The following is a 13,153-nucleotide window of genomic DNA, read 5'->3' as shown; positions in this document are numbered from 1 at the left end:
GAAGAAACGAACATGACCGCACTCGTCATTGCCGAACACGACCACGCCAGCATCAAGCCGGCCACCCTCAACACCGTGACCGCAGCCCTGGCTTGCGGTGGCGACGTCCACGTCCTCGTGGCCGGTGCCAACGCCGCCGAAGCCGCCAAGGCCGCCGCGCAGATCGCCGGCGTGTCCAAGGTGATCGCTGCCGACAGCGCCAGCCTGGCTGAGAACCTCGCCGAAAACGTTGCAGCACAAGTGCTGGCGATCGCCGGCAACTACAGCCACATCCTGTTCCCCTCGACCGCCAACGGCAAGAACGTCGCACCGCGCGTGGCTGCCAAGCTCGACGTGGCGCAGATCAGCGACATCACCAAGGTCGATAGCCCGGATACGTTCGAGCGCCCGATCTACGCCGGCAACGCCATCGCCACCGTGCAGAGCACCGACGCCACCAAGGTGATCACGGTTCGCACGACCGGCTTCGATGCAGCCGCTGCCACCGGTGGCAGCGCCACCGTTGAAACCGCTGAAGGCGTGGCCGACAGCGGCAAGAGCGCCTTCGTGGGCCGTGAAGTCACCAAGAGCGACCGCCCCGAACTGACCGCCGCCAAGATCATCGTCTCGGGTGGCCGTGCTCTCGGCAGCGCCGAGAAGTTCAACGAAGTGATGACGCCGCTGGCCGACAAGCTCAACGCCGGCCTGGGCGCCAGCCGCGCAGCCGTCGACGCAGGCTACGCCCCGAACGACTGGCAAGTGGGCCAGACGGGCAAGATCGTCGCGCCGCAGCTGTACATCGCCGCGGGCATCTCGGGCGCCATCCAGCATCTGGCCGGCATGAAGGACTCGAAGGTCATCGTCGCGATCAACAAGGACGAAGAAGCCCCGATCTTCTCGGTGGCCGACTACGGCCTCGTGGCCGACCTGTTCACGGCCGTGCCGGAACTCGTGACCACGCTGTAAGCGGCTGCGACGATGAAGACCCGCATCACCGAACTGCTCGGCATCCGCTACCCCATCATCCAGGGCGGCATGCAATGGGTGGGCCGCGCCGAGCTGGCCGCGGCCGTGTCGAACGCCGGCGGCCTGGGCATTCTCACGGCGCTCACGCAGCCCACGCCCGACGACCTGCGCAACGAGATCGCGCGCACGCGCACGATGACCGACAAGCCCTTCGGCGTGAACCTCACGATCCTGCCGGCGGTGAAGCCGCCGCCGTACGCCGAGTACGTGCAGGCCATCATCGACAGCGGCGTGAAGATCGTGGAGACCGCGGGCAACAGCCCGAAGGACTTCATCGAGGCCCTGAAGCGCCACGACGTGAAGATCGTCCACAAGTGCACCTCGGTGCGCCACGCGCTCTCGGCCGAGCGCAACGGCGTCGACGCGGTGTCCGTGGACGGCTTCGAATGCGCGGGCCACCCGGGCGAGGACGACGTGCCCGGCCTCGTGCTGCTGCCAGTGGCGGCGCGCAAGCTGCGCATTCCAATCATCGCCTCGGGCGGCATCGCCGACGGCCGCGGCATGGCCGCCGCGCTGGCGCTCGGTGCCGAGGGCATCAACATGGGCACGCGCTTCTGCGTGACCCAGGAAGCGCCGATCCACGACAACATCAAACAGGCGCTGGTGGCCGCAACCGAGCGCGACACCAAGCTGATGTTCCGCACGCTGCACAACACGGCGCGCGTGTTCCGCAACGCGATCTCCGAAGAAGTGGTGGCCACCGAACGCCGTCCGGGCGGCTGCGAGTTCGAGGACATCCGCCCGCTGGTCGCCGGCGCACGCGGCCGCGCAGCGCTGGAGTCGGGCGAGGTGCACAACGGCGTGGTCTCGGCCGGCCAGTGCATCGGGCTGATCGACGACATCCCGACCTGCGCTGAATTGCTCGAACGCATGGTGCGCGAGTGCCGGGAGCATCTGGACCGCGCTCGCAGCTGGATGAACTGAAGCTCTGCCGCGCTCCCGCCGACGGGAGCGTTCAGAGCCGCTTCGGACTGGCGCGGCACGGGCCCACGAGGTCCGTGCTCAGCGCGTCGCAGAAGCTGCATTTGTTGGCGCTCGCCGAGACTTCGTGCCGCATGAACCGGCCACTTCGCCGGGTTCTTCTCTAGAGTGAATGCCCCTGTCACTCGACACCCCACCAAGGGAAGAAGAAAGGCGCCACACCCCACCCCCTACTGAGATGTTTGAAGGCTGCTTGCCTCGCGGCAGGTCGTCGGTGCGAAAGCAGCGATGCAGATGCGAGGTATCAAAAGGCGACGGCCGAGGTGTTACTAGCACCCCAGCCGTCTAACCAAGTTCGTGCAACACCTTGGAAGGAAACGCACAAAGATGGCTACCAAGACTATAGCCCGGCCAACTACGCCGGTAGCTTCCGAAGACAACGCCCAAGACCCGGCGGATCTTCTCGAAAACACCCTCTCGCAACTCGAAGCTCTTCTGTGGGTCTGCCACGGGGAAGAGATCGACTGGTGCAGCGGTGACGGGCCTCGGCGATTGGACAACCTGCTTTGGCTTGCGGCTGAACTGGCTCGCAAGGCTGGAGAGTTGTTTCAGCTGAGTGAAAAGGCGCGACGTGGAGCGCTTGAGACTGGCGGTTAGCGGCTGGTCTGCGGGCTGCGTGTTTCGCGGCCCGCCCTGGTGAACAGGTTCTTTTGGATGCGACGGCTGAAGCTCATGTGATGGAGGGAATTCGGTTCGGTCGAGGTGCTTGTGGTGCAGGCCTCGGTGGCAGCCATGCGCTCCATGCTGATCGTCGGCAGACAATGCGAGCATCCGCTTTGCAGCCATTGCAGACATCCCTCGGCCTTGCGCGAATGGGTACTATCGGCCATCAGGAGTCGTTCGCGGCGGTCAGCTTTGGGGATGCCCAATCCCACGTCCCCGGTGGCAGCGTCAGCTTGGTGATGTATGGAAATAAGCGCGGATAGGCATCGGCGCGTGCCAAGCTCATGCCGTCTCGCAAGCCGGACGCCAGAACAATGTGGCGCGGCATCGCGCTTTGCAGCCGCCAGCCAGCAAGCAATGCCACAGGGATGGGGGATGCACGCTGCCGGGATCAACGCCCAGCGCACACGCTCGCGGCGCGTTGTCACAGGCAAATCGCGCAGTCGCATACGCGCCATTTCATTTCATACCCCCGCCCGTTCCTGAGCCGCTTCGCCGTTCCGTCAAGCTGAAACCGAAGTGGCGCTTGTGCCAGCGCGAGAAGGCGCTGAGCTGCGAGAACCCGAGCAAGTCTGCAACATCAGCGAGGCGCCCCTTGCTGCCCTCGAGGTAACCTTCGGCCAGCTCGGCACGCACTTCGTCCACGAGTGACGAGAACGTTTCTCCGTCACGCGCCAGATTCCGGTGCACCGTCCGGCGATCAACGCCAAGATGCTGCGCCACCTTGTCGATGCTGCAGCGGCCCAGCGGCAGCGTCTCGCGCACCAGCCAGCGGACCTTGTCCGCGAGTGTCATGTCCGGGCGCGAGATCATGGCATCCAGATACTGGCGCGCATAGCGCGCCATCGCCGGATCTGCGGAGGGAAGTAGCCCGGCCAGGTCCTCCGCCGCGCAGACGATCCCGTTGAACTCCGCATCAAAGTCGACGATGTGCCCGAACACGGCGACATGCCCTGACAGGTTGGCGGGTGGCGAATGCGCGAAGAGAACGCGCCGAGGCTTCCAGGACGGTCCCAACAGCTCTTGCAGGATGCGGAACAGATAGCCCACGAACAATTCCATCCCCTGCCGGCGAGGCATCCGGGCGCCCTGAACGATGTGCACCCGAAGGATGGCGAGTTGGCCCGCATCCTCGATGCGGATGGACAGCAGTTCGCTGTGCAGCTGCAGATAGCGGCCCAGCGTTTCGATGGCGCGCCGTGCCGTGGTCTCCTCTCGCACCACCAGGCTGAACGGACCCAGGTTCGACAGGCGCCGCGCCTTGGAAAGCCGCAACCCGAAGTCTTCGACCTGGCCTTCCGCAGCCGAGGTCTCGAGCAGCCTTGCCACCGCTGTGGCATCGATCCGCGAGTCCGGATCCGCAAGGCACGAAGGATTCAGGCCGCACCTGCGCATCAGGCGATCCGGATCGAGGCCGATCGAGCGCGCCAGTTCCGGGTACCCGATCAGCGTTGCGCTGCGAATGGTGGACTGCATTCTTTCGAGGGGATTTCGAATGTCCCGAACGGTAATCAGAATGTCCCGACGGGTCAAGCGCCGGACAGGGGGCAAAGCCACACTCTGTACCGCCATTCATCGCTTTGGCGCTATTAAAAAAGGAGACATCAATGACCATTCGTTCCCTGCGGGCGAGCTTCGCCGCATGCCTTTGGGCAGCGGCCACCCTCGCATCCGCCCAGACCTGGCCCGACAGGCCAATTCGCATCGTGGTGCCCGCTCCGGCCGGCGGCAGCATGGACGTCATCGCGCGCGTCCTGGGCGATGCGATGCAGCCCAGCCTCGGCCAGCCGATCGTCGTCGACAACAAGCCCGGAGGCATGGGGATGCTGGGCGTCAACGAAATGCTGGCGGCGCCGCGCGACGGCTACACCGTGATGGCGCACCTGAGCGGCGCCGTGTCCGAGATCCCGCACCTGGTCAAGCCGCGTTTCGACCCGTTCAAGGACATCAAGCCGATCGCGCAACTCGCGAGCAGCGGGCTGCTCCTTGTCGGCGGCCCGCAGCTGGAAGCCAGGACGCTCAAGGACCTGGTCGCCCACGTGAGGGCCAACCCCGGCAAGGTCAGTATCGCGTCGTACAGCACCGGCACCGTGTCGCACACGCTGGGCGTCGAGCTCAACGCGCTGGCCGGGCTCGACATGCAGCACGTGGGCTACAAGGGCGCTCCCCCGGCGCTGCAGGACGTCATGGCTGGGCATGTGCCGCTGATGTTCGACGGCCCTGGAACATCGGTGCCGATGGTCAAGGCAGGCAAGGTCAAGGCCTTCGCGGTCACCACGGCGCAGCGCATGCCGGCCCTGCCCGACGTGCCGACCTTCGCCGAGCAGGGCTTCCCCGCCATGACGCAGGTCATCTGGGTCGGCCTGTGGGTCGCGAGCGACGTGCCGGCCGCCGTGCAGGCCCGACTGCGCGACGCAGCGCTCAAGGCCCTGCAGCAGCCCGCGGTGCGCGAGCGCCTGACTGCCTTGGGCATGAAGCCCGGTCTGCCCGTCACCACCGATGAGCTGACCAAGTCGCTGCGCACCGCCTCTGAGCGCCAGGCCTCGACGCTGAAATCGATCAACTTCAAACCGGAATAAGCAGCCATGCAATTCCTCGACGACTCCCTGCTCCCCGAAAACCAGCAACCCCTCGTCATCCAAGTCGCGCCTTACGGCCCGGAGTGGATTCCCGCCGACTCCAGCGACATCCCGGTGTCGATGGATGAGCAGGTTCAAAAGGCAGTTGACTGCTACAACGCGGGCGCCACGCTCCTGCACGTCCATGTCCGTGAGGCGGACGGCAAAGGCTCCAAGCGCCTGTCGATGTTCAACGAGCTGCTGGCCCGTCTGCGCGATGCGGTGCCCGACATGATCCTGCAGGTCGGCGGCTCGATTTCGTTTGCGCCGGAGACCGACAGCGAGGCGGCCCAATGGCTCAGCGACGACACGCGCCACATGCTCGCGGAGCTCACGCCCAAGCCCGACCAGGTGACGATCGCGATCAACACCAACCAGATGAACATCTGCGAGCTGTTGACCGCGGATGATGTCGCGAACACGTCCCTTGCGAATCCGACCTATCAGCAGGCCTACCGCGAAATGACCATTCCCTCGGGGCCCGGCTTCGTCGAGGAACACCTGCGCCGGCTGCAGGCCAACGGCATCCAGCCGCTGTTCATGCTCGGCGACGTGGGGCAGCTCGAGTCGGTCGAGCGTCTGATCCGGCGCGGCATCTACACCGGCCCCCTGACCATGAACTGGGCGGCGATTGGCGGCGGCATGGACGGGCCGAACCCCTACAACATGATGGAGTTCATCCGCCGAGTCCCCGATGGCGCGGTCCTGACCATCGAAAGCATCATGCGCAGCGTGCTGCCCTTGAATGCAATGGCGATCGCCATGGGCCTGCACGTGCGCGTGGGCATCGAAGACAACCTCTGGGGCCGCAAGGGCGAACGCATGACCTCCGTGCAGCAGGTCGAGCAGATGGTGCGGCTTTCGCGCGAAATGCATCGCGAAGTGGCCACCGGCAAGCAGGCCAAGGAGATCCACAAGATCGGCGAGCACTACAAGAGCGTCGACGAAACCCTGGCAAAGATCGGCTACGCGCCGAACCGTGAACCCGGCGAACGCGGCGCTCCGCTGCGTCGCGTGGCCTGATTGCGGGAGAGCTCATCATGATGAACTCCATGCGACCCCTCGCAGGGCGTGTCGCGCTCGTCACGGGCGCAGGCCCGGGCCTTGGCCGCGCCTTGGCGCGCGCCCTGGCCGAAGCCGGCGCCAATCTTGTCGTCTGCGACATCAATGAAGCGAGCCTGGAGCAGGCGCGCGCCGCGGTCGAAGAGGCCGGCTCGCAATGCCTGACCGTGCGTTGCGACGTCTCGGACAGCGCCGCGGTACAGCGCATGTTCGCCCAGGCGGCCGAACGCTTTGGCACCGTGCACATCCTGGTGAACAACGCGGCGCTGACACCCAACCGGAAGAGCGACGATGCGCGGCGCAACCGCCACTACACCTACCTCACGACGCCCCTCCCGAGGCAGTCACTGGAGTTCACCAGCAACATCACCGATGAGGAATGGCACCGCTGGTGGGGCGTCAACGTGCACGGCACCTTCTATTGCACGCGCGAAGCGCTCAAGCTGATGGAACCGCAGAAGTACGGGCGCATCGTCAATGTCGCATCGCTGTCGGGCATGTCGGGCCTGTCCGCCCACAGCCCCCACTACAGCGCAACCAAGGGGGCGGTGATCGCCTTCAGCAAGGCGGTCGCCGCGGAGGTCGCCGGCAGCAACATCTACGTGAATGTGATGGCACCTGGCCTTGTCCACACGCAGGAGGTCGACGCGATCCTGCAGACGATGGGCGAGGAAGGCCGCAATCGCTTCATGCAGCTCGTGCCCTCCGGACGGATGGGCACCCCCGAAGAGTACGCCGCCACGGTGGTGCACCTGGCGGGCGAGCACTACCTGGCCGGACAGGTCATCTCGCCCAACGGCGGCATGTTGATCTGAACACGTTAGAGAACAAGGAGACAAACATGGACCAAGTGAAAGTATTGAAGGGCATTGCCCGCGCCAAGGGGCGGGCAAGCGGTGAGGCCCTCGTCAGCGAAATGCGATTCGGCTGGGGCTTCAACACGGTCACCAACGACGGCGGAATCATCGGTGCGTACGAGAACCCACTGAACGGCCAGTGCGTGAAGGGCAAGATCGTGGTGTACCCGACCGTGTCCGGCACGACGCTGGGCTCGGTGGGCCTGTACTACAAGTGCCAGGTGTCCAAGGTCGGCCCGACCGGCATCGTCTGCCGCAACGTGCACGACATCGACATCGCGGGCGCCATCGCCGGCGAGATCCCCGCGGTGGACAGCCTGGACGGCGACCCCATCCAGGAGATCCGCACCGGTGACTGGGTGGAGATCCGCGCCGACGAAGTCGGCAAGGAAGCCACCGTCACGATCACGCGCAAAGCATCGGCCTGATGCCTGGTCCCGCGAACCCCCTTTGAATTGCACGAGGAATATATGAAGCTCGATCGAACCCAGCAGGAGATGCTGGATGGAAAGTATGGCGAGGCACGGCGCTTCGCGCTGGAAAAGCTGGTGGATTTTGGCAAAGCTGTCGACGCCGAGGAGATGGTGCCGCTGTCCTTCGTCCTGAACGTCTGCCCGATAGAGATGAAGGACCGGTCGCACCCCGACCTCTCAACCTTCGACATGGGTCACAGTCCGTTGTACGACAAATTCATCGAGATCAAAGATGCCCGCGTCGCCGACGAGAGCAAGACGATCTGCCTGAACGACCCGTACCTCGTCCAGATCGACAAGTACGAGGAAGAAGGCTATCCGTGGAACTTCTCCTGGGGCGACGGCAGCTACAAGCTGCCCAAGGACATTTACGACGGCTATGTGCGCGGCCATGACGCGCTCAAAGAGCACGGCTGGATCATGTCGCAGTCGTGCAATTCGCACCTCACCACCCGCACGCCCAGGTACGGCGAGTTCTGCGCCTCCTCCGAGTCCAGCGTCGCCGCCTATCTGAACACCTTCGTCGGCGCGCGCAGCAACCGCGAGAGCACGGTGAACACCGTGTATGCCGGCTATACCGGCTACCTGCCCAAATACGGCATGCTGCTCGATGAAAACCGGCTCGCGAAGGTGATCGTCGAGCTGACCGACGAGGTCAAGGAGAAGGTGACGGACCCGGCGGACTGGGCGGCCCTGGGCGCCGTCATTGCCGAAAAGGGCGGCAACCGCATCCCGGCCGTCGTCAACATGCCCCCGCTCCTGAGCCCGACGGCCGGCAAGTGCCTGTCGGGTTGCGTCTCCGCGGGCATGAACGACCCGATGCTGCACATCATCGGCTCGGCCCTGCCCGAGTCGCGGACGCTGGAAGCCGCGTTCGGCGGCAAGGTCCCGGCGAACGTCGAGAAGCACATCGTGACGCTGGACGACGTGCGGGAGTACTACCGCAAGCTCGACTCGGCCAAGAGCGACAAGGTGGACATCGTCGTCTTCGGCTGCCCGCACCTGACGTACCACGAGATTCGCCAGATCGCTGGCCTGATCAAAGGCCGCAAGGTGAGCCCGAACGTGCACATGTGGGTGCAGACCGACACGCCGTCGTACCACATGGCCAGAGACAACGGCGAGGCCAAGCTCATCGAAGACGCGGGCGGAAAGATCTATCACTCCACGTGCATGGGCATGAACCCGGTGCGCACCTGGAGCCACGACCTCAACATCGCGACGAACAGCTTCAAGTACGTCAAGCTCGGTGGCGGCTTCGGCCAGGGCTGGCACTTCGGTGCGGTTCCCGATCTCATCGATGCGGCCGTGACCGGCCGGTTCGTATCCACCCGCTGGTAAGAGGACAACCACCATGAACGCAAACATGATGCAGCAGCCGCTGCTGATCTCGACGCTCCTCAATCATGCGGAGCGCCACCACGGCGACCAGGAAATCGTCTCGCGCCGCGTCGAAGGCGACCTGCATCGCCAGACGTACGCCGATCTCGCCCAGCGCTCGCGCCGCATGGCCAATGCGCTGGCCGCCAATGGCATCGCCTTCGGCGATCGCGTCGCGACGCTCGCCTGGAACGGCTACCGCCACATGGAGCTGTACTACGCAGTGTCGGGTTCCGGCGCCGTGCTGCACACGCTCAATCCTCGGTTGCATCCGGACCAGGTCGTGTGGATCGCCGACCATGCCGAAGACAAGGTGCTGTTCTTCGATCTCACGTTCCTGCCGCTGGTGGAGGCGATCGCCTCGCGCGTGAAAACCATCAAGGCATTCGTTGCCATGACCAGCCGCGACTTCATGCCGGTGGCGTCGATGATCCCGAACCTCTTGTGCTACGAGGACCTGATCGACGCGCATTCCCCGGAATTCACCTGGCCGGTGTTCGATGAAAACACCGCCTCGTCGCTGTGCTACACCTCGGGCACCACCGGCAACCCCAAGGGCGCGCTGTACAGCCACCGGTCCACGGTGCTGCACACCTACGCTGCCGCATTGCCGGACTCGCTCGACTGCTCCTCGCGTGACACGATCCTGCCGGTCGTGCCGATGTTTCACGTCAACGCCTGGGGTCTGCCCTATGTGGCGTGCATGGTCGGCGCCAAGCTCGTGTTCCCCGGCCCCTGGCTGGATGGAAAGTCGCTGCACGAGCTGTTCGAGACCGAAGGCGTGACCATGGCGGCAGGCGTGCCGACCGTCTGGCAGGGCCTACTGACGCACGTCGAAGCCAACAACCTGAAGTTCAGCACCATGAAGCGCACCGTCATCGGCGGATCGACCTGTCCACCGGCCATGATGGACGCCTTCGAGGACAAGTACGGCGTCCAGGTGATCCACGCCTGGGGCATGACCGAGCTGAGCCCGATGGGCGCGCTGAGCAAGCTCAAGGGCAAACATGTGGGGCTGGACGCGGCGCAGTGCCGGGCGCTGCAGGCCAAGCAGGGGCGCTCGCTGTACGGCATCGACATGAAGATTGTCGATGAGCACAGGGGCGAACTCCCGCGCGACGGCCGGGCTTCGGGCGAGCTGATGGTGCGCGGTCCCTGGGTGATTGCCAACTACTTCAAGGGCGAGGGCGGTGACCCACTGGTCCAGGGCTGGTTCCCGACCGGCGACGTCGCGACGATCGATGCCGACGGCTTCATGCAGATCACCGACCGCAGCAAGGACGTCATCAAGTCCGGCGGCGAGTGGATCGGATCGATCGACCTGGAGAACATCGCCATGGCCCACCCGGCGGTGGCGATGGCCGCGTGCATCGGGGTCGCGCACCCGAAGTGGGACGAGCGCCCGCTGCTGGTCGTGGCCAGGAAGCCCGGCGCCGAGGTGACGCGCGAGGAACTTCTGGACTTCTACAACGGCCGGATCGCCAAGTGGTGGACGCCGGACGACGTGGCATTCGTCGACAGCATTCCGCTGGGCGCCACCGGCAAGATGCTGAAGAACCAGCTGCGCGAGACGTTCCGGGATTACCGACTGCCCACAGCCTGAATCCGGAAAGAGCCATGCCCACCATGACTTGCGCGGCCGTCTGGTCGAGGCGCGGCCGTGCGCTGTTTCCCGGCCTACTCGCCTGCGGCGTCGTCGCGGCCGCGGCCAGCTTCCTGTCGCAGCACTACGGAGCGTCCGCGATGCTGCTGGCGCTGCTCCTCGGGATGGCGATGAACTTCCTGGCCACCGAGGGCCCCTGCGCGCCGGGCATCGAGTTCACGGCGCGCAAGCTGTCGCGGGTCGGTATCGCGCTGCTGGGACTGCAGATCACCCTCGACCAGATCGTCGGACTCGGCTGGCCTCCGGTACTGCTCGCGCTGGTCGCCATCGTTGCCACGATCACGGTATCGATTCTTGCCGCGCGGGCATTGGGCTTCACGCACCTGTTCGGGCTGCTGAGCGGAGGCGCGACCGCGATCTGCGGAGGCTCGGCCGCCTTGGCACTGGCGGCGGCCTTGCCCTCGCACCCGCAGAAGGAGCGCGCGCTGATGTTCACCATCGTGGGCATTTCCGTGCTCTCGGCGCTGGCCATGGTGGTCTATCCGATGCTCGCGAAGGCCATCGGCCTGGACGCGCGGCTGGCCGGCACCTTTCTCGGCGCGTCGATCCACGACGTCGCGCAGGTGGTTGGCGCCGGCTATGGCATGTCGAAGGAAACCGGCGACGTCGCCACCCTCGTCAAGCTGGCCCGCGTCGCGATGCTGATGCCGGTGATCCTGCTCACCGTGCTGCTGACCCGCCCGCGTGGCGCCGCGGCACAAGGGCAGCGCCCGCCGCTGCTGCCGGGCTTCATCGTCGCCTTCGTGGTCCTGGTCGCGGTCAACAGCAGCAGCTTGCTGCCGCATGCGTTTGCCGAGTTCGGAGGCAATCTTTCGCGCGCCTGCCTGGTGGCGGCGATTGCCGCGAGCGGCATGAAGACGCAGTGGCGCGAAATCGTCCAGGTGGGCCTGAAGCCCGTCGTGCTGATGGTCGGCGAAACCATTTTCCTCGCGGCCCTCGTGCTGGCGATGGTGCGCTGGGGCGCATAGGCGCCGAGGCAAAAAAGAGATTCCAAATTGGAGACAAGACAGTGAATATCCAGACTACTTCCAACTCGAGGCCGAACGACGGCTATCTGTTCGGGCCGCGCCAGGCGTGGTTCGCCTACGCGATGACCATCGGCCTGATGCTCTTCGACTACATCGATCGCCAGGTCATCGTTTCACTGTTCCCGTACATGAAGGCCGATTGGGGCCTGTCGGACAAGCAACTCGGCGGCTTGGTCTCGGCCCTGTCGATCGTCCTCGCCGCCTGTGCGCTTCCGGTCTCGCTCGTTGCCGACCGCGTGAGCCGCGTCAAGAGCATCGTGGCGATGGCCACGGTGTGGAGCATCGCCTCGATCTCGTGCATGTTCACCCGGAATTACGGCTCGCTGCTGGCGGCGCGCGCCATGGTCGGTGTCGGAGAGGCCGGCTACGGTGCGGTGGGCGCCGCACTGATTGCGACCCACTTCCCCGACCGGATGCGCAGCGCTCTGCTCGGCAGCTTCATGGCAGCCGCTTCCGTGGGCTCGGTGCTGGGCGTCGCGCTCGGCGGCATCATCGCGGCGCGCTGGGGGTGGCAGGCGGCGTTCGGCGTGGTCGGCATTCCCGGCCTGGTGCTGAGTCTGCTTTACATCAAGGTACGCGACTACCACACGGTCGACGTCGGTACGCAATCCCAGGGTTCCACGCGCTCAGCTGGCGGCGTCATCCGTGCGGCCTTCGGGACCGTGAAGCGGTCACCAACGCTGATGTGGGTGGGCTGTGGGAGCGCCGTGCAACTCATCGTCCTGTCGTCGATGTGGGCCTGGCTGCCAAGCTTCCTGAATCGCGTGCATGGGGTCGCGCCTGCACAGGCAGGGATTCATGCCGCGCTTGTCGTGCTGTGCGGTGCGCTCGGCAGCGTGGTCTGGGGCGTTGTATGTGACATGTTCGGAAAGCGCTATCCGCGCGGCCGGGTGCTTTCGATGGGCGTGCTGTGCGTGGTCTCGTCAGCGGTCCTTGGCGCCGCGTTCGGGCTGCCGTTGCTCGGCGTTCACCTATCCAACCAGGCGCAGTTCGGACTGTTTGCCCTTGGTGGCTTCTTCGCGACCTGTACCGCCGGCCCTGCTGCCGCCATTGTCATCAACGTCATTCACCCCGGCTTCCGCGTCACTGGCGCGTCGATCCTCGGCTTGCTGCAGAACCTGCTGGGCATGGCGATGGGACCACTCATTGCGGGCGCACTGTCCGACGCTTTCGGGCTGCAGACGGCATTGGCAGTGACACCGGTGTTCGGGATTGCTGCCGCCTGGATGCTGGTGATCGGTTCTCGTACCTACCAGCGTGATGCTGAGCGCGCCGCAAACCCTCTTGTTGATGACGTAAGCCTGCCTGACACACAACTTGCGGCTTGCCGCTGAAGGTTCGGCCAAGGCCCCGATGCCAACTGAGACTAAAGAGAGGTTTGAGATGTTTGCGATGCTTGAGAAGTTTCTTGCGTGTCTGTATG

The 13,153-nt window shown here is 65.2% G+C and carries 13 protein-coding genes; 10 read left to right on the top strand and 3 right to left on the bottom strand.

Features of this window, described 5'->3' with window-relative positions; genetic code table 11:
- Positions 1-12: 12 nt before the first annotated feature.
- Positions 13-945, top strand: coding sequence for an electron transfer flavoprotein subunit alpha/FixB family protein (locus AC3WQR_RS02215; RefSeq protein WP_095743554.1), 933 nt, complete (start codon positions 13-15; stop codon positions 943-945).
- Positions 946-957: 12 nt separating this feature from the next.
- The gene (locus AC3WQR_RS02210; RefSeq protein WP_070060187.1) at positions 958-1,929 is read left to right on the top strand and encodes an NAD(P)H-dependent flavin oxidoreductase; all 972 of its coding nucleotides are present in this window, start codon (positions 958-960) and stop codon (positions 1,927-1,929) included.
- Positions 1,930-2,579: 650 nt separating this feature from the next.
- Here AC3WQR_RS02210 and AC3WQR_RS02205 read toward each other — a convergent pair.
- The 3 genes from AC3WQR_RS02205 to AC3WQR_RS02195 form a co-directional block, all read right to left on the bottom strand.
- Complete coding sequence (locus AC3WQR_RS02205) at positions 2,580-2,816, bottom strand: hypothetical protein (RefSeq protein WP_492741023.1); 237 nt, start codon at positions 2,814-2,816, stop codon at positions 2,580-2,582.
- Positions 2,816-3,013 carry a hypothetical protein gene (locus AC3WQR_RS02200; RefSeq protein WP_492741022.1) on the bottom strand — a complete coding sequence of 66 codons (198 nt, stop codon included), beginning with the start codon at positions 3,011-3,013 and terminating at the stop codon, positions 2,816-2,818. Before AC3WQR_RS02200 ends, AC3WQR_RS02205 begins: the two co-directional genes overlap by 1 nt.
- A 95-nt stretch (positions 3,014-3,108) precedes the next feature.
- The gene (locus AC3WQR_RS02195; RefSeq protein ID WP_492741021.1) at positions 3,109-4,125 is read right to left on the bottom strand and encodes an AraC family transcriptional regulator; all 1,017 of its coding nucleotides are present in this window, start codon (positions 4,123-4,125) and stop codon (positions 3,109-3,111) included.
- A 131-nt stretch (positions 4,126-4,256) separates the two neighbouring features.
- On the opposite strand from AC3WQR_RS02195, the gene AC3WQR_RS02190 reads away from it, so the two are divergent.
- Genes AC3WQR_RS02190 through AC3WQR_RS02155 form a run of 8 tightly spaced genes read left to right on the top strand, consistent with a single transcriptional unit; the run spans position 4,257 to position 13,064 of the window.
- Positions 4,257-5,228: a Bug family tripartite tricarboxylate transporter substrate binding protein gene (locus tag AC3WQR_RS02190; protein ID WP_492741020.1), complete on the top strand. Its 972-nt coding sequence runs from the start codon at positions 4,257-4,259 to the stop codon at positions 5,226-5,228.
- Positions 5,229-5,234: 6 nt separating this feature from the next.
- On the top strand, positions 5,235-6,290 hold the full coding sequence (locus tag AC3WQR_RS02185) for a beta-keto acid cleavage family enzyme (protein WP_492741019.1): 1,056 nt from the start codon (positions 5,235-5,237) through the stop codon (positions 6,288-6,290).
- A gap of 29 nt (positions 6,291-6,319) precedes the next feature.
- Positions 6,320-7,144 (top strand): SDR family NAD(P)-dependent oxidoreductase, encoded by an 825-nt coding sequence (locus tag AC3WQR_RS02180; RefSeq protein WP_492741018.1) that lies wholly within the window; start codon positions 6,320-6,322, stop codon positions 7,142-7,144.
- Between the two features lie 26 nt (positions 7,145-7,170).
- On the top strand, positions 7,171-7,614 hold the full coding sequence (locus AC3WQR_RS02175) for an aconitase X swivel domain-containing protein (protein WP_492741017.1): 444 nt from the start codon (positions 7,171-7,173) through the stop codon (positions 7,612-7,614).
- A 42-nt stretch (positions 7,615-7,656) separates the two neighbouring features.
- Positions 7,657-9,000, top strand: coding sequence for an aconitase X (locus AC3WQR_RS02170; protein ID WP_492741016.1), 1,344 nt, complete (start codon positions 7,657-7,659; stop codon positions 8,998-9,000).
- A gap of 13 nt (positions 9,001-9,013) precedes the next feature.
- Entirely contained in the window at positions 9,014-10,642 is a 1,629-nt protein-coding gene (locus AC3WQR_RS02165) for a 3-(methylthio)propionyl-CoA ligase (protein ID WP_492741015.1), read from the top strand.
- Between the two features lie 14 nt (positions 10,643-10,656).
- Positions 10,657-11,670, top strand: a complete 1,014-nt coding sequence (locus AC3WQR_RS02160) for a YeiH family protein (RefSeq protein WP_492741014.1) — start codon at positions 10,657-10,659, stop codon at positions 11,668-11,670.
- Positions 11,671-11,711: 41 nt separating this feature from the next.
- Entirely contained in the window at positions 11,712-13,064 is a 1,353-nt protein-coding gene (locus AC3WQR_RS02155; protein WP_492741013.1) for an MFS transporter, read from the top strand.
- Positions 13,065-13,153 lie beyond the last annotated feature (89 nt).

Source organism: Variovorax sp. FW305-3-2-15-B-LB1 (assembly GCF_058787635.1).
The sequence above is the reverse complement of the archived record's forward strand: the minus strand, read 5'-3'. Positions and strand labels throughout refer to the sequence as shown.